Genomic DNA, 18,249 nt, shown 5'->3' with positions numbered 1-18,249 from the left:
AAAAAATAATACCAAACTCACACCTTAAATCCTCGAAAAGTCACACAACGAGCCACACGAAGAGCGACACGAGTCAGGCATGAGCCGAAACAGCAGTAAACACTTGGCGCACTTCAATCCACCGGTTTTCTATTCGGCGACGGCAGTACTTCTGCTGATCGTGGCCTACGCGGTCCTAGCCCCGGATAACGCCACCTCCACGTTTAAGTACCTGCAGACATGGGTCGTGGAGCACATGAGCTGGTATTACGTACTCGCCGTGGCCATCGTGTTGATAGGCACGATCGCCATCGCCATGTCCAGGTTTGGCGCAATCAAGCTTGGGCCCGAGCATGCGGAGCCAGATTACGATTATCTATCCTGGTTCGCCATGCTGTTTTCTGCAGGCATGGGTATCGGCCTTTTATTCTTTGGTGTCGCCGAGCCGGTGATGCATTACTTGGACCCGCCTGTGGGCGATACCGGTACGGTCACTGCTGCGCGGCAGGCTATGGTACTCACCTTCTTCCACTGGGGGTTTCACGCCTGGGCGATCTACGCAATTGTGGCGCTGATACTTGGCTATTTCAGCTATCGCCACAAACTCCCACTCACCCTGCGCTCAGCACTATACCCAATGATTGGCGAACGCATCTATGGCCCAATGGGCCATGCCGTGGATGTCTTTGCCATCGTTGGCACTGTCTGCGGTGTGGCGACCACTCTGGGCTACGGGGTACTGCAAATCAACTCCGGCCTGAACCATCTGTTCGGGTTACCCATTGGCGACGGCGTACAGGTGGCATTGATTGTGCTGACCACTCTGCTTGCCACCGTATCGGTAGTTACCGGACTGGATACAGGAATCAAGCGGCTCTCTCAGCTCAATATGGTGCTGGCGGTCCTGCTACTGCTGATGGTGCTACTGCTGGGCAGTACCGTATATCTGCTGCAGGCATTTGTGCAGAATTTCGGTAGCTACCTCTCACAGATCATCAACAAGACTTTCAATCTTTACGCATACGCTCCCACAGATTGGTTGGGCGGCTGGACCATTCTCTACTGGGGCTGGTGGATGTCCTGGTCGCCGTTTGTTGGGCTGTTTATTGCGCGTATCTCCCGCGGGCGCACCATTCGCGAGTTTGTGATCGGTGCGATGCTGGTACCGGCGCTGGTGACCATGATGTGGATGACTTTCTTCGGAAACTCCGCCATTCACATGATCCTCGATCAGGGACTTACCCAGTTAGGAGAAGTCGTCTCCCAGGATCAGTCCGTCGCTCTGTTCCAGTTCCTTGAGCAGTTTCCGTTTTCCTCGGTGTTTTCGTTTGTCGCGGTAATTATGGTCATTGTGTTCTTCGTGACCTCGGCGGACTCGGGGGCGATGGTGGTCAACATGCTGTCGTCCCACGGACGGGATGAGACCCCATTGTGGCAGCGAATCTTCTGGTGCTTCCTGATCGGCGCCGTGGCCATTGCGCTATTGCTGGCCGGCGGACTCGGTTCGCTGCAAACCGCAGTCATTGTGAGCGCACTGCCCTTTTCCGCAATCTTGCTGATCGCCATGTACGGGCTGATTACCGCCCTGCGTACCGACAGTGCCAAACGCATTAGCCAGCACGCGCCGGTAGCGCCCATCAGCGCACGCAATCCTGTGGCCTGGCAGGAGCGACTGGAAAACGCCTTACTGCTTTCCAGCCTGGCCGAAGTTCAGGCTTTTATAGACAACACGGGCAAACCGGCCCTGGAAGAGTTTGCTGCAGAAATGCAAAAGAATGGTTATCAGGCCTCGGTGACTGAACGTAAAAATCACGTGGTTCAGCTGGAGGTAACGCAAGGGAGCGAGGTCAGTTTCATTTACGGGTTGCACCCCAAGGCCACCTTGAAACCAGATGCCGCTCATCCCGAGCGCGAGCTGGATAACGACCTTGATGACGATTCGGACGATGTGTACTTCCGTGCAGAAGTACACCTTCAGGAGGGCGGCCAGGACTACGATGTGATGGGCTGGACCGCGGAGCAACTACTTACCGACATGGTTTCCCAATACGAGCGCCATATGCAGTTCCTGCACACACTGCGCTAGCTCGGCACCCCCCAATTCACCGCAAATGTTACCGAGATACACGCGCCACCAGCCGTGACCAATCAGACAGATTTAGTTTCGACTTTTCGTTCACTCTGTTTTTTTCCTCGGTTAGTATCGGACGAGTTCTGGTTTTTCTGGGACTACTAACAGATAAAAATAATGATGCACGCACAGGTCTTACGCTGACAAAACTCAGCGATTGCGCTGCGCGTAGCGATGCTAGGAGATAACCATGCCCAACGCCAAGCGCAACCTGGCGGCCGCGATTGCTTTTGCTTCAATCACCAGCGGTTTGAGCACCACCGCCCTTGCCGACGAATCCCCATTTTCTCAAGTGGTCGCTTTTGGCGACAGCCTCACCGATGTGGGCAACGCCGGCGTATTCACCAGCGGTGACGACAAGCAGGCAGCCATCGACATTCTCTCGCAACAGCTCGGCTTGGGGCCGCTCACCCCGTCTTGTGCCGGCCTTAACCTGTGTCTTCCGGATGTAGACCCAAGCCTAAGTGAGGCCGAACTGCTGGCATCCGCGGAAGCCCAAGTACGAGCTTCTCTGCCAAACGTTGGCGGCGGCTGGGCTGTAGGCGGCCACCGCGCTGCAGACGTGCTACTTAACGTGCTCGGCACCCGCGGTTATATGGATTACCTCGCCGCGCAGGGACGTTCCCTCGACGTAAATGCACACAACTTTGTCAGCGCTCTGCTGCCGGACCCCACCCGTGAAACCGCGACCGGCCTGTACGCCGACCTGACCCAACTTGTGACCCTGCTGCAGGGCCCGGATGTTATTGCGCAACTGCGCGCGGGCGCGGCTCAGGCGGAAGCGGCCGGTGACGCAGCCACTGCGGCCCAACTGAACGCCGAAGCCGATGCCTGGCAAGCGGCGGTCAACGCAGCACCTGGCAATATCATCGCCGACTCCGGCATCACCGGTAATCCCCACCCACTGGGTCTGGGTTACCTCGAAACTACAAGCGGCCGCGCCGATGGCAAAGCGCTGTATTGGATTAACGGCGGCGGCAATGACCTGCTGAGCGGCTTCACTGCGTCTCTAAGTGGTTCCATTACCGCCGAACAGTTTGCAGCACAGACCGGTCTCGCCGCCAATATGCTGGCAGACAGTGCCGGCGCACTATCCGATGCCGGCGCCAACTATATCCTCGTGGCCAACGCCCCCGACATTAGCAAGACCCCGGGTATGTACGCCGCCGTTGCTCAGGCCGTAGCAGCCAGCCCGGAAGCGGCGCAGCTCGCCAATGCGGTTGCCGGCGGTTTGCTCACCCAGGAAGAAGCTGACGCGCAGCTCGCGGCTGCCATCGACGGTACGCTGTCTCAAGCCAGCAATGCTGTAACTCTGTTTAACACCACCCTATTGGGCGACGCCCGCGATATCGACGGCGTGTTGATGGTGGATATGGAAGGTATCGTTACCATCGCGCAGGCGAACCCGGCAGCGCTTGGTTTCTCCGATGAATTTGACCAGAGCACCCTGTGCTACAACGGCAACGGCTGTATCGAGCACCCGGTATACGGCGAGAACGGCAGTGCACCGGACGCCAGCAAACTGCTGTTTAACGATTCCGTACACCCGACCCAGGCAGCCCAGGAACTGCTCGCGGATTACTACACCTCTGTGGTTAACGCCGCGCAAGTCGCAGGCCAGTTGCCCGACATGGGCGTACAGGCTTCTCGCAGCCACACCGCCGCGCTGGAAGAAAGCTTCGCCAGCAGCCGCTACCGCACTGCGGAAAGCGGCGTGTTTGTGAGCGGCGTATTCGGTAGCAGCGATTACGACAACAACCTGGCACCTTCCGCCAGTGGCGATGGCAACGGCGGCCTGATCGGTGCTGGTTACGCGCTACGCGACAATTTGCAACTGGGCTTCGCGGTGAGTCGCTCTGACCTGTCCCTGGAAAACAACCAGAGTGACATCGAGTCCACCTCGACCAACTACAGCCTGTTCACCCGCTACCACGCCAATGGCTTCTTCGTTGACGCCAGCGCGACCATTACCGATGTGGATTACGACCGTATCGGCCGTCACTTCCAGCTGGGTGATCAGTTCTCGGATACCCTGTACGGCGAAACCAGTGGTGAAAACACCACTCTGGACCTCACCGCTGGCCTCAACATTTCCCGTGGTGAAGCCCGCTTTGGTCCATTCGCCGGCGTAACCAAGGTGACCGCCGATGTGGATGGATACACCGAAGCAGCCATTGATGGGTTCACTTATGCCAGTGCCGACAACCAGCAGGCCGACCCGTTTGGTATGAACTTCGGCAGCCAAGAGCGCCGCTACACCACCATGCGTTTCGGTGCTTTCGCCGATAAAGCCTGGGGTGATGTGAGTGCACACGCGCAGCTGTGGTACGAAGACACCACCGGTACCGAAAACGACATGCTGGAAGTGGGCGTCAAGTCCATGACTGGCAATATGAATGCAATGCCGAGCTACGCCAGCAAAGACACCGGACTCTTCGAAGACGGTGCCGGCGCATTGGTTGGCTTGCGTTGGCAAGCGGCGGAGGCTATCGGGGTGAGTGCAAACCTTACTGCGCGCCCGAACTCGGAGCACGGTTCCATCAATGTAACCTACCGCTTCTGATACAAGCACGTAGCCGAACAAAAACGCCCACTTCGGTGGGCGTTTTTATTTGTGGCTAAACCTGCGTATTCTCTACTTTTCAGCGGTTACCTGAAGTGCCCCCATACGATGTCTAGCTCCCCAATACCAACTATCACTACCGAACGCTTGCGCCTGCGAAAGCTCACCGACAGCGATGCCGATGCGCAATTCACCCTGGAGCTGGTGAACGACCCGGACTTCCATCGTTTTATCGGTGACCGCGGCGTGCGCACACTCGAGGATGCGCGTCAGTATCTCCTGCGCGGTCCCATAGCCATGTATGCATCCCACGGGCTTGGAATGTGTTGTGTAGAACTGAAGGACGGAACCCCCATTGGACAATCTGGACTGATGCGCCGCGCCGAACTGGATAATGTCGAAGTCGGCTTCGCCTATCTGCCCCAGTATCGCGGGCAAGGTTATGCCTTGGAGGCGGCCACCGCGGCCATGCAATGGGGAAAAGAATCACTCGGTCTAGCGCGCATTCTCGCCATCGCCACGCCCGAGAACCATGCCTCCATCCAGCTGCTGGAAAAACTCGGTTTTAGCAAGGAAGACGTTTTCATATTCCCGGAGACCAACGAAGAACTCGCGCTCCTCGCCTGGAACCAGAAAAGCGAACCGAACAAACAATAAAAAAGCGAGCCGAGGCTCGCTTTTTTACATCACCAACACTCAGTGTGCACTGGCTGCACCGGCGCCTTGCGGGAAGCGAATACTTTCCACCATTTCCTGCACATCGTCAGGCGTCTTACGGGTAAATTTCGCCACGCCAATCGCCACGGCAAAGTTCAGCAGCATGCCCAGGGTTCCGATACCTTCCGGCGAGATACCAAACCACCAGTTGTCGGGCGTATTCGCTGCCGGATTCACAAACTTGAAGTAAACGATATACGCCGCCGTAAACAGGATTCCGGATAGCATGCCGGCGATCGCACCTTCCTTATTCATCCGTTTGGAGAATATCCCCATGATGATGGCCGGGAAGAATGATGAGGCCGCAAGCCCAAAGGCAAAGGCCACCACCTGAGCGACAAAACCCGGTGGATTAATCCCGAGATAACCCGCAATACACACGGCGACAGCGGCGGCGGCCCGGGCATAACCCAGTTCCTGCTTTTCGGTAATGCGCGGCATCAGGTTGCGCTTGAGCAGGTCGTGAGAAATGGACGTCGAAATAACCAGCAACAGCCCGGCCGAAGTAGACAAGGCCGCAGCCACACCACCGGCAGCAACCAGTGCAATTACCCACGCAGGGAGATTGGCAATTTCCGGATTCGCCAACACCATAATATCGCGATCTACCTGCATCTCATTGCGTTCGTCACCGGAATAAAACATCTTGCCGTCGGCATTCTTGTCGTCCCACTGAATCAGGCCAGTCTCTTCCCAATTGGCAACCCAGCTCGGGGCTTCCGCGTGCGGTGTCCCTTGCCCGTCCGGCCCGTTAATAGTGTCGATCATATTTACCCGGGCAAACGAAGCAATGGCGGGCGCGGTGGTGTACAGCAGCGCAATAAACAGCAGTGCCCAACCGGCAGATTTTCGCGCGTCACGCACCTTGGGCACGGTAAAGAAGCGCACGATCACATGCGGCAGGCCCGCGGTACCGACCATCAGCGCAGCGGTAATGAAAAACATATCCACAGTACTCTTGCTACCCGAGGTGTACTCGGCAAACCCAAGCTCTGTGGATAACCCATCCAACTTATCCAGTAGATAGGTGCCATCGGCAAGCAGGCCACCAAAGCCCGCCTGGGGAAAAACATGGCCGGTCATCATGATGGAAATAAAAACTGCCGGCACCATATAGGCAAAAATCAGTACACAGTACTGGGCCACTTGCGTGTAGGTAATGCCCTTCATACCGCCGAGCACCGCGTAGAAAAACACTACCCCCATACCAATCATCACGCCGGTGGCAATATCTACTTCCAAAAAGCGGGAGAACACGACGCCCACACCACGCATCTGGCCGGCCACATAGGTAAAGCTGACAAAAATGGCACAAATCACTGCCACCGTGCGCGCCGCCTGGGAGTAATAGCGATCGCCGATAAAATCGGGCACGGTGAACTTGCCGAACTTACGCAGGTAGGGCGCAAGACACAGGGCCAGCAGTACATAGCCACCGGTCCAACCCAGCAGATATACCGCACCGTCGTAACCCATAAAGGAAATCAGGCCGGCCATGGAAATAAACGAGGCCGCCGACATCCAGTCCGCCGCTGTGGCCATACCGTTGGCAACCGGGTGCACCCCTCCGCCTGCCACATAGAAATCGTTAGTGGATCCCGCGCGGGCCCAGAGGGCGATGGCGATATACAGGACAAAGGTAGCCCCAACAATCAGGAAGGTAAGGCTTTGTACATCCATGCTCACTGCCCTCCCTCAAGCTGCTGGCCGACGGGGCCGCTATTCCCTGCAGATGGTGCAGCATCTTCCGCGGACGGAGCAGGTTCATCGCCTTCATACACACCGTACTTCTTGTCCAGCTGGTTCAGCTTGTAGACGTAGAAAAAAATCAAACCGAGGAACACATAGATGGCGCCCTGCTGGGCAAACCAGAATCCCAGCTTGAAGCCACCAAATCGGATCTGGTTCAGTTCTTCTACAAACAGTATTCCGCAACCGAAAGACACCACAAACCAGACACACAGCAAGCTGAGCATCAGGCGAATATTTTCTCTCCAGTAACGGGCGGCCTGTTGCCGATTGGCAAAGCTCATCGCACGACTCCTAACGTCAAATTATTCTTATTCGAGTGGACTACTCTACCCTGATCCGCACGTACAAAAAAGCGACACAGGAGATAAGCGCTCGTCCGTGACCAGCTGAAGAGTTCGATCCGATGTTTGACGAGCCGTGTATTTGACAAGCAATAGGTCTGTACTAGGCTCAGGGCGGGAGTTTGGTCTTTTTACAATAAACCGCAGAGAATCACGCCATGATCATCGCCACCGATATGCCTGAAGTTTCCAGCTGCGCTGCAACGGAGTGCGCCTACAACACCGATTCCTCATGCCACGCACGTGCCATCACTGTTGGCGATGGTGAACACCCGGACTGCGATACGTTTTTCAGCAACAGCCACCACACCAGCCGACAACGCAATGCGGGTGTTGGCGCCTGTAAGGTGACCGGTTGCAGCCACAACATCGATTTTGAATGCAGCGCGGACAAGATTGAACTGGGCTATAGCGGCGATACGGTTAACTGCCTGACTTACGCGCACTAGGCGACTCTGCGCGCCAGCCCAATACGCCGTAATACACAATGTAGAGATAACACATCACTGGTATGAAGTAGGAGTGATGCAGACCAATCGCGTCCGCGAGCACGCCTTGAAGTAGCGGTACCAGTGCACCCCCGACAATGGCCAGACACAGCAGTCCAGATGCCTGGCCAGATTGAACCCCCATCCCTTGCAGCGCCAAACTAAAAATCGTCGGGAACATGATCGAGTTGCACAAACCCACCAGCAACAAAGACCACATGGCGACTGCCCCATTGGTGAACATTGCCACCAATATCAGCACAATCGCAGCGACCCCATTTACCGCAAGCACAGTTCCCGGTGGTACGACCCGCATAACGAAAGCACCGATAAACCGCCCCACCATGGCACCGGCCCAGTAGATCGCGATGTAGTTCGCCGCCTGCGCTTCCTCCATCCCCATCACTTCCGGCAAGCCTAGGAAGTTGACCATAAAACTGCCAATGGCCACTTCCGCGCCAACATACAGAAATATCCCCAGCGCCCCGAGTACCAGATGTCGATGCGACCAGAGGGACTTTTCCCCCACTACCTTGCCGGTGTACTCGGGCAAAACACGCGGCAATTTAAGTAGGTAAAAGGTCACCGCGAGTAATACGAGAGTGCCCGCAAGAATCAGGTAGGGGAGCTGGACCGACTTCGCGGAATGGCTTGGATCGGGAAGTGCGGTTACCGCCGTCGAAAGGATGAGTGCACCACCAAAAAATGGCGCCAAGGTGGTACCCAAGGCATTGAAGCCCTGCGTCAGGGTCAAGCGACTGGACGCCGTGGCAGGATCCCCCAAAGCCGTGACATAGGGATTGGCAGAGACCTGCAATAGGGTAACACCGGAAGCCAATACAAACAGCGCCCCCAAAAACAGCGGGTAGGTTTGCACCTCTGCAGCGGGATAAAACAGCAAACAACCGAGCGCTGCTAGTAGTAGCCCGCACACAATACCGTACTTAAAGCCAATACGGCGCACCAGGGCACCAGCCGGCAGCGAAACCGTAAAGTAGGCGCCGAAGAAGGCGAACTGCACCAGCATGGCTTGGGTGTAGCTGAGGTCAAATACCGCCTTGAGGTGCGGCACCAGAATGTCATTGAGGCAGGTGATAAAGCCCCACATGAAAAACAGGATGGTCAGTGCGGTCAGAGCAAACCGGTGATTCTCCTGTACGCCACCTTGGTCCTTACTGTCGTGTGTCGACTTCGCTCCTGACACAGGTACCTCAACTCCTGACAACCCCTCTATTCATCATAGACAGTCAGAGAAAGAGTCCGCGCAACGCTGCAAATACTCAAATAAGCGCTTTTTACGCCACTGCGCATCGATAGTCGAATGGATATGCGGGATACTTGGATCCAAAAATTTCCAGCCCTTCCTCACTCGGAATGCTCTGGGCGCGGGAAGATCCACCACCGGTTCCGAGGGTCGCACATCCATGTACCCCCCCTACCTAAGCCCGATAAGGCGCACCAGAGCGCCAGCTGGTGGCGAAATCTAGAGCAGGCGCCTAAGAACATAGACTGCACCAGTATGTCCTGGGTATAACTGAGGTCAATACTGCCTTGCCGTACTACACCAGAATCTCATTGAGCTAAGTGATAAAACTCCATATGAAAAACAGGATAGTCAGAATAAATTTATTTCCATTTATTGGCTCTTAACTTAATGCCTATTCACTTGATAGGAAAAACACTGAATTCCTATCTTGCTCCCCCAGTAAATATCATAATCACTTGCAAGGATTTTATACTCACCCTTTGGCAACCAAAGCTGCCCATTCACCGGCGATAGAGACCGCGAATTCATATAGGCGTCCGTCATGAGTATCGACGGGTTCAGGCCCTCACCTTCTTGAGTGATCGAGTAAAGGCCATCACTTTCCAGCTCAATCAACCCCAAATGAGATGCACCCAATCGGTTTCGTGAACCCGCATTTCTTGAGTCAACGCAGGCCTCACTGAGCTCGCCCAAGTGGATGCGCTGATGCACTGGCAAATATACATCTTGTGCCTCGGGATCCATTTTGAGGTGATTAGGAATCGCATAAAATTCGCCGCGGCCATCTGGCTCGATGGAATTTATACCCCACTGAGAAAGTGCACCCAGCTTGCCTTCAACAGCACCTGGATCAAGCGTATGCAGTGAATCAATAAATGTGAAAATCGTTTTAAACTCTGGCGAATCGGCACTATCTATCATTGCCTGATGGAACTTTGCCACATCCTTACCAACCGCATTGAACAGCTCATTCAGCGAATTTTGAACGGCTATTTCGTTAAACCAACCGACATAGGGCTCTTCCGGTGTCTGACTGTCAAAGGAGTTATCCAGTGCGATTTCGGCAAACCAATCCGCATAGCCCTCCGAGTAAGCTGTCATTGGATTTAAATAATCCGCAATGCTTCGCTCCCCGCCACTGCTATCATTTTGCGAAATACTACCCATCACGTAGTGACCGAGCTCGTGAGTAATCGTCCAGTCATCAAACTCATGGTAGACGGGCTCAATCTCGATTCTCGCACTGTTATATCCCGCACAATTCCTTCGACAGCTGGCATAGGCCTGACTGGTATCCAATCCACCCTGATACCAGGCATAACTACTATCCAGGGCTGTAGGGGACCAATAAATATCCAGGTCGACCCAGCCAAGAAGATCGCCGTCATCTACCCAATGAAGTGCCCGACGGACATTACTGATGATATTTGCAGCCGCAGACTCGCGCTCAGGGTCATAAACTCCCGCCTCATAGCCACTATCTAAAACCAAATCGGAGAAGGGTGTATTCACGTCAAAGACTTCTGACGACACAATGGCAAAGCGATAGGTTGGCGGCTTAACTGCTTGAAGCGACCAAAATCGATCAGCATAACTTTGGCTAATATGCAGGCCAACCTCCTCCACCGTATTGAGGAAATTGGTATCGGTATTATCAGCGACACGGATCAGAGCCCCGTTCTTGTAAAACATCGGCTCATAATTAATGTCTACTGAGACCCCTTTCGGGATATCTACTTGATAGCTACCATCATCAGAAATTGAGCTTGAAGATACGATTAAATCACTACTATCACGAACTACAATGCTTCCAGCCATCACCGGCACCGTTGAAACACTACCGAGTTCGACATCTTCATAAAGCACCCTTCCCGAAGCCGTAACAGCCTCACCTCCGACCACAGTCGTTACCTGGTAAACCGTCTTGAAAGGTCGGCCATCATTCAATGTACCCTGTAGATAAAAGCTTGAATTGAGTTCACTAGAGTAGAAATTTGCAGCACTCAGTACCAGACCTGCTTCTGAAATCGAAATTTCAGCAAACGGCATCTCAAAGGGCAAATGTATATTTGCTTCTTGAAACTCATCGAAGGAAACCGTATGAGAACCTCCAGCGTTGAGCTGGATGCGTTCAAAATCTACTGACGAAGCAACCTCAACAGAAATCGTCTTAGTAAACCATTCTTCATGCCCCTTAAACTGGACACTCACATCCATCGCCAAGGTATAACTGCTTTCACTATGTTCTAAAAAGTACACTATACGGTTGAATTCATCAGGGTCTTTATACTGCACTTCTGAAACAGCCGGAAAAGAACTCTGATTAATTTCATAGTCATTAATCTCCAAATCAGACTGAATATAAGCGTAATACCCGCCCCCGGCAGTAACGCTCGATTCGTAAGAGATGGAGAAGTCAGGCTTGAAATCAACAATATTGACCGTAATCGTTGCAGAGGCCGTAGCACCGTCATCATCGGTCACTGTCACCGTGACATCTACGGTTTTGTCTTCGGTAACAGAGGGCGCAACAAAAGAAGTTTCTGCTTCGGTCACTGAAGTCAAATCAATAGCTTCGGTAGAGGACACCGCCCAGGCATAACTGGCAATTGAACCATCGCTATCCGATGCGTTGGCGGTTAAGACAATCTCATTTCCTTCGTCGACCGCAGATACTCCGGCAATGGAAACCGTAGGCGCTTGATTCTGAGGTGTGGTACCCCCGCTAGAAGAGGAATCCGCCCCGCCACCGCCGCCACAAGCCGTTAGAACAACGCTCAACATCAATGATAGATAAATACGCCTTTGCATCCTTCCCCCTAAATAAATGTTCGTCCAGATCTCGTATAATTTTTCCACTGGCCTTCGATCGACTTGGAAAGTTATCCATACGATAAAGCCTGCAATAACCGTTGGACGGAGCCCTGCACAGCCAGGGGAATATACCTCTCTCCCGCAACAAAACTCTCAGGACCTCAGACAGGGAATACCAAAGGCGTTCGCCGATAATTGTCGCCAAACTCCTCTTCTTAGTATCCCACTCCATAGATTGTCAACAATATGGTACATTTTTGCGACATTGCTGAAAAGCTAATTAGAAACAAGGTTGAGAAATAGCATTGGGAAACGGGATTGAGAAATAGGGTCGGATTAATTTATGGCTGATTAATCAACCTCTACACGGCTCATCCCTGACGAAACATTGACCAAATAAAATGCATCGACCGCAGTACTCAGGAGGTGTCTATGGGCGTGACAATATTGATTTGATACCACTCAATTGAGCAGTTCTACAGAACCTACTTTGGTTACGACTTCGATCGACTACTAGCCTGATTTTCGGACCGAATTGCGCTAGGTGAGGGGGAATAAGTTTCAAAAAAGTTGGCTGCGACTTACCGTCGACGCCAAGTAACCACGAAATTGCTCACATGTGATGAGAAGGCTACATAGAAGGATGAGATACAGAACCGCGACAAGTCAAAGTCCTGTATCTTCTAGAGATCAGAAAAAGTTAATCACACCAAAGCGCTGCGGTATTCGAAGGAATAACCAAGATACTTCGGCCCAAATATTTCCAACCCCTTCTCACTCAGGAATGCATTGGGTGCAGGTAGAACTACCACGGCCACTTGCTGGCCCACGCGATAGTTGGGGTTGGTTACCGGCTCACCGGTTTCCATATCCAGCAGACAAATCAGGTCCGGTATGGTGGCGTGCACTTCGCCGTTGCACCACGCAATCATATTCTCATTCTTGAGCCAGATCGCATAATCCGAGCCAGCGTAATCCCCTTCTCCAGAGATTGAAATATTGCCAAGCGTAAAACCCTCAGCGGTCTTCCAGTCGCACGTGGAGATAGCTCCACGAAACACCACATCTCCGCCACCTTGTGCCGCAATATTTGCTGGAATATCGCCGCCATCTGCCTTGGTAGCGCGCCAGGTTCTGCCAAGCTCCAGTGCTTTGGTGATGGTGCCGCCGATCAGCGCGCCGCGCAGTTCCTGCATACGCAGGGCGTGATCGACTGCAGCAATATCATTGCCACTCGCCATGGATAGCGCGCGGACAATTTCCTCTGCGCGAAGGTCATCAACCACATTTTCAATAACCATGCACTCACCGAATGCATTGGCAGTCACAATGGGTGCCGCGGGCAGGTCGTTCAGGTAGTAAGTGGAATGAGTAATTTCCGGGACTGCGCGACCGGCCGGATCACCATCGACGATGTAGCCACCGGTCATGGCGGCAACGTAAAACGCCATTGCCGTGTTTGACCCACCCAGTTCACAGGCGACGGTGCCACTGAACTTTGTTCCCTTGTAAGCCTCCATACGCTGGTAAGCTGCAAGAATGGGACGCACTTCACCGATAGGTAAACGCGCGTACTTACCCTCCTCTCCCGCCGGCAGCTCTGAGATAGCTCCGAGCATATAGGGGGTACAAATCATCGCTTCGTCAGGAATTTCCGACGGGTCTGCGAGCACAAACTCCTTGCCCAGCGCCAACGCTTCATCGATGAGTTCAAAACCCTCATCCAGCTCGCCACCGCCGCCGGTTCCGAGGATCGCACACCCATACAGAATGTCTTCCAGATCCTGCCTTGTCAGTACTCGCATTGTTCCGTCTCGCACTACAGATACACAAGGTGCCGCCCGGAAACCGAGCGGCGCCCTAATATGGGTAAAGTCAAAAATTAAAAGGAATATCCGAATTGCACGCCGTAGTAGCGGGGACGCCCCGGCTGTCGGCCATATCCGTAGTCCAATACAAATGCGTCAGAAATGGTCGCTTCATCGGTGACATTTTCCGCAAACAGCGTAATGCGGCTTTGATCGAAGATGTAACTCGCGCGCACATTCACAATATTGGTAGCGCCGGTTTCCAGGCTGTTTTCCAGGTCCCAGGCGATGGGTCCATTGCGCAGGTAGTCCACCCGGAACTCCAGCTCGGAACCACTTTGCAGTGCACGCACATACTCAGCACCAAGATTGATATTGGAGCGGTAGACACCGGGCACTCGATTACCCTCTAGATCCGGATTCGCAGCGTATTGATCGATTTCAGACTTCACCATACCAACACCACCGTGCAGGCGCAGGGATGAGCTAACCAGGTACTGGAAATCCGCCTCAAGGCCCTGAGAAATGGAGCGGTCAATACTCAAGTTTTCTAGGGTAAAGGTCTCGACATTGAACTGCGTATACTGGGTATTTTGCGTATTCACATGAAACGCAGCGCCGTTCAGCACGAGTTTCTGATCCAGAAAATCAGACTTGAAGCCAATCTCAAAATTGTCAGAAATTTCCTGATCAAAGACGCGCTCGACATCGGGGTGCGGTTCGTTGAAACCACCACTGCGGAAGCCTCGGGAAACAGACACATAGGTCAGCACGTCTTCCGATAAATCGTATGACAGCTGGAACTTTGGCTGCAGTTCGGAGAAGTCGCGCTTGGCAAAGGTGCCTTCTACATCGCGCCAATCGTAGGATTCCCGTTTATCCATGTCGTAACGCAGTGCGGCAGAGACCGTCAGTGTATCGGTCAAGTCGTACGCCGCCTGGCCAAAAATTGCCCATGCATCGCTGGTGTTGGAATCTACGATGGAATACAGATATTCGGTGAAAAAATCCGGGTCGAGGTTACTACCGATAAATTCATCGTTGGGAATATCGAAGCTATCCCGTGTACGTACACCTACACCGTCAAAGTCATCCCACAAATGCAGCGTGGATTCGACTTCTCGCAATTGATAGTAAGCACCGGCCTGCCACTGCACTGCGTGATCAGCAGGCGCGGTGAAACGCAGTTCAGAAGTATAGGCTTTTACACCGTATTGGGTTTCCTGCGCACCGGCGAACAGCAGGTCGAAGTCACTCGGCATTCCGGTGTAATCCGAGTCGGAAAAAGACAGGTCGTCTACTTCACTGTAGCCCGCGACAAACAACAAATCGCCGTAGTCTGCAGACCATTCAAACTTGCCAGACAATTCCAGTAGCTCGCGGTTACTGCCGCCCAGAATATTGGACGACTGGCGGGACCAAACGTCGTCTCCGATCGCGTACGGGGAATCAACCACGCTGTAATAACCCACCCCGGCCTGATTGTCGGAGTAGCGCGCGCGCAGGTCTACTTTGCCCTGATCGCTCAGCTGGTAGGAGAGCAGGCCGGATACCGTGGAGACTTTGCGGGCATCCACCATTTGCCCGGTCACTTCATTTTCAATAAAGCCCGCACTATCGGAGTGTTTGGCGCCCACGCGGTAATACAGTGAGTCTTCAACCAGCGCACCGGACAGGAAGCCCTCGGCATTGACGCTCTCGCCATTGCCTGCGCCAACCACGAATGAGCCTTCGGTTTCATTGGTAGGTTCCCGGGTGACGATGTTGATCGCTCCACCCACAGCCCCCTTACCATAGAGCGCGCCCTGGGGCCCCTTGATCACTTCGATGCGCTCGACCGCGTGCAGATCCTGGTTAATGAAGTCCATGCTTGGGGCAGTAACGCCATCAACGACGTATGCGAGCGGGGCGTCGCCGACCTGTGGGGTGATCATGCCCCGGATGGAAATACGTGCAGTACCCGGGCGGTAGTTGTCGTCCATGCTCAGGTTTGGCGTCAGCGCTGCAACGCCCTTCAAATCCCGGATGCCGGCGGACTCGATCTGTGCAGCACTCAGCACAGTGATGGAATCCGGCACTTCCTGCAGGCTTTCGGCACGCTTGCGCGCAGTAACCTGGACTTCCTCAATGGTGTAGTCCGCGTAGCTTTCGGCCGCGATGGCCGCCCCGAGAATGGACAAGCTGAACATCCGCAGCCATTTTTTGCCTTCTGGCATCTTCCGCTCCTTAATCGTTATTCGAAATCTAGCGACGGAGAGCGTGTACCAGCTGCCCCCGAACCCTGCTCAAAAAATTACCATGCAGGGCGGGAAACCTTTGCGCGACGGCACCACCCGAGACGAAACTTTATGAACATCTACCCACTCTCGGGGAAACATTGTTTCCGGGTATTGGAGGTATAGTTAGGGCTGAATGATAAGAATGGCCAAGTGCCAATCCAGAGTACTACTTATCGGGCTCTACAAGCAGATGGGTAAGCTGGGCGAAAAGGTAGTCGACGTATGCACAATCAACCCAACACCGATCTGGAGCAGTTGCTTCAGGATTACGCGACCGAGCCGGTTCCCGCGTATATCAGCGTCAGCGGAGGCAAGATCTCCGAGGTTAACTCTGCCCTCGCCTTCTCCCTGCCCGGTGTGATGACCGGGGTTGTTGTGGTCGCAGAAGCGGGTATGGTGACCGCTTTGTGGGCATTCTTGCTGGGCGGCCTGGCGCTGTCCCTTGTGGGCTTCGCCACAGGAATTGTGGGTGTCCGCAAGCGTGTCAGCTCCTATATGCTGATCAGAGATTCGTTCGGCAGCCGCGGGGCGAATATCGTCAATTTGTGCATTGCCCTGTCCATGTTTGGCTGGTTTGGGGTGAACATTGTGCTGTTCAGCTCCGCGATGGAGTACCTGCTGGCTGACATTAGCGACATCAGCCTGCCCCAATGGCTGACCCCGGTTTGCGGGGGTGTATTAATGACCGCATCGGCCATCTTCGGATTCAAGTCGATCCAGAAACTCGCCGCCATCATCGTGCCCATACAGCTGCTCGTCCTGTGTGTGTTGCTGTACAAACTCGTGGACCAGGCAAGCCTGACAGACATTTTCTTAGCCAGCGGCACGGCCAGTATGGGGCTCGGCGAAGCCGTTTCCGCGGTCGTGGGGAGTTTTATCGTTTCCGCGCTGGTGATGCCGGACCTCACGCGCTACGGCAGATCCACCAAGGATGCTGCGATCGCTTCTTTCCTGCCATTTCTCGGCAGTGCCACGCTTGTGTACTGCATCAGCGCAGCTACCGCGGTGTGGCTATCGGAGACTGATGTGCTCGCCATGCTACAGGCGGCCGGCCTTGGTATCTTGGCACTGGTATTCGTGATTTTTTCCAGCACGATTACCAATGCGGTAAACCTGTATGGCTGTGGGCTGAGTATTGCTGCGATAGTGCCGCGCTTTAAAGAGTGGCAGATCGTAATCTTTTCCGGTATTGCCGGAACCGCCGTCGCCTTCGCGGGAATTTCCGATCATTTTATCGACTTTATTTTTTCGCTCGGAATTATCTTTATGCCGGTCGGCGCGATCTATACCGCACACTATATTCTGGAAGTGAAAAGTGAACGATTAGTTGGAGAAAAAGGATCGCAAATTGAGGGGCCGACCAGATTCTCTTGGCCGGCGATGCTGGCGTGGCTCGCCGGCATGGGTGTGGCGTTTCTTACCAGCCAGGAAAAAGTGCTACTTACACAAATCCCCGCATTCGATGCACTAATTACATCGGCACTGACATATGTAGTACTGGTAAAACTCGGAGAGGTAGCGAAGAGGCAGCGCGGGCGCTAACTACCGCGCTCGTCCATATCGTTTAACCACTCCAGTTCGCCGAGGGGGTAGGACTGAAATGGCTTGGGAGTGGAGAGGACGAAATTACTGGAAATCCTGGAGATACCCAGGTCCTGTTCTAGCAGGCGGTTACTGATCTCGTTGTACTCTTCGAGATCGCGGCAAATAAAGTGTACGAGATACTGATACTCGCCACTGGTTTTAAAGCACTCTACCGCTTGGGGCAGCTTGCGAATAGCGGCTTCAATATTCACTTCCGCTGCGCGCCCGCGGTTGTCGCCGATAGCCAATTGCGCCATGGCCATTACGCTGGTGCAGACGCGGTTAAGATCCAGTTCAACGGTGTAGTGCCGGATGTACCCCTGCTCTTCCAGCTTTTTGGTGCGCTTCAGGCAGGCGCTCGGTGAAAGGTTGACCTTTTCCGCCAGGTCCCGGTTGCTGATACGCGCATTTTTCTGAAGCTCCTGGATGATCCGTTTGCTCACACGATCAAACTTGAAATCCGACTTGTCCATGCATCCATACTCGCGATCGGGGAACTAGCAGCAGCGGGTCTCTCCCCTCACCC

12 protein-coding genes are annotated in these 18,249 nt (G+C 53.9%); 5 read left to right on the top strand and 7 right to left on the bottom strand.

Annotated elements, in window-relative coordinates; translation table 11 throughout:
- Positions 1-79: 79 nt before the first annotated feature.
- From Mag101_RS04775 to Mag101_RS04765, 3 genes are all read left to right on the top strand, one after another.
- Complete coding sequence (locus tag Mag101_RS04775) at positions 80-2,065, top strand: BCCT family transporter (protein ID WP_077401542.1); 1,986 nt, start codon at positions 80-82, stop codon at positions 2,063-2,065.
- Between the two features lie 235 nt (positions 2,066-2,300).
- Positions 2,301-4,673 carry an autotransporter outer membrane beta-barrel domain-containing protein gene (locus tag Mag101_RS04770; RefSeq protein WP_077401539.1) on the top strand — a complete coding sequence of 791 codons (2,373 nt, stop codon included), beginning with the start codon at positions 2,301-2,303 and terminating at the stop codon, positions 4,671-4,673.
- A 108-nt stretch (positions 4,674-4,781) separates the two neighbouring features.
- Positions 4,782-5,330, top strand: coding sequence for a GNAT family N-acetyltransferase (locus Mag101_RS04765; RefSeq protein ID WP_232325137.1), 549 nt, complete (start codon positions 4,782-4,784; stop codon positions 5,328-5,330).
- Positions 5,331-5,369: 39 nt separating this feature from the next.
- Here Mag101_RS04765 and Mag101_RS04760 read toward each other — a convergent pair whose 3' ends face one another.
- Together Mag101_RS04760 and Mag101_RS04755 are read right to left on the bottom strand one after the other, a co-directional pair.
- Positions 5,370-7,070, bottom strand: coding sequence for a sodium:solute symporter family protein (locus Mag101_RS04760; RefSeq protein ID WP_077401536.1), 1,701 nt, complete (start codon positions 7,068-7,070; stop codon positions 5,370-5,372).
- A gap of 2 nt (positions 7,071-7,072) precedes the next feature.
- On the bottom strand, positions 7,073-7,423 hold the full coding sequence (locus Mag101_RS04755) for a DUF4212 domain-containing protein (RefSeq protein WP_077401533.1): 351 nt from the start codon (positions 7,421-7,423) through the stop codon (positions 7,073-7,075).
- Between the two features lie 218 nt (positions 7,424-7,641).
- Between Mag101_RS04755 and Mag101_RS04750 the strand changes: the two genes are divergently transcribed.
- Complete coding sequence (locus Mag101_RS04750) at positions 7,642-7,932, top strand: DUF1540 domain-containing protein (protein ID WP_077401530.1); 291 nt, start codon at positions 7,642-7,644, stop codon at positions 7,930-7,932.
- Here Mag101_RS04750 and Mag101_RS04745 read toward each other — a convergent pair.
- The 4 genes from Mag101_RS04745 to Mag101_RS04730 form a co-directional block, all read right to left on the bottom strand.
- On the bottom strand, positions 7,907-9,175 hold the full coding sequence (locus Mag101_RS04745) for a sugar MFS transporter (RefSeq protein WP_232325136.1): 1,269 nt from the start codon (positions 9,173-9,175) through the stop codon (positions 7,907-7,909). The two genes, Mag101_RS04750 and Mag101_RS04745, sit on opposite strands and share 26 nt — an antisense overlap.
- 447 nt (positions 9,176-9,622) lie before the next feature.
- The gene (locus Mag101_RS04740; protein WP_157520166.1) at positions 9,623-12,097 is read right to left on the bottom strand and encodes a PKD domain-containing protein; all 2,475 of its coding nucleotides are present in this window, start codon (positions 12,095-12,097) and stop codon (positions 9,623-9,625) included.
- Between the two features lie 659 nt (positions 12,098-12,756).
- Positions 12,757-13,857, bottom strand: a complete 1,101-nt coding sequence (locus Mag101_RS04735) for a DUF917 domain-containing protein (RefSeq protein ID WP_077401524.1) — start codon at positions 13,855-13,857, stop codon at positions 12,757-12,759.
- A 77-nt stretch (positions 13,858-13,934) separates the two neighbouring features.
- Positions 13,935-16,076 (bottom strand): TonB-dependent receptor, encoded by a 2,142-nt coding sequence (locus tag Mag101_RS04730; RefSeq protein WP_077401521.1) that lies wholly within the window; start codon positions 16,074-16,076, stop codon positions 13,935-13,937.
- A 285-nt stretch (positions 16,077-16,361) separates the two neighbouring features.
- On the opposite strand from Mag101_RS04730, the gene Mag101_RS04725 reads away from it, so the two are divergent.
- On the top strand, positions 16,362-17,681 hold the full coding sequence (locus tag Mag101_RS04725) for a purine-cytosine permease family protein (RefSeq protein WP_077401517.1): 1,320 nt from the start codon (positions 16,362-16,364) through the stop codon (positions 17,679-17,681).
- On the opposite strand, the gene Mag101_RS04720 is transcribed toward Mag101_RS04725, so the two are convergent.
- Positions 17,678-18,196 (bottom strand): Lrp/AsnC family transcriptional regulator, encoded by a 519-nt coding sequence (locus Mag101_RS04720; RefSeq protein WP_077401514.1) that lies wholly within the window; start codon positions 18,194-18,196, stop codon positions 17,678-17,680. The genes Mag101_RS04725 and Mag101_RS04720 overlap by 4 nt on opposite strands.
- Positions 18,197-18,249 lie beyond the last annotated feature (53 nt).

The organism is Microbulbifer agarilyticus, from assembly GCF_001999945.1.
GTDB lineage: Bacteria > Pseudomonadota > Gammaproteobacteria > Pseudomonadales > Cellvibrionaceae > Microbulbifer > Microbulbifer agarilyticus_A.
The sequence above is the reverse complement of the archived record's forward strand: the minus strand, read 5'-3'. Positions and strand labels throughout refer to the sequence as shown.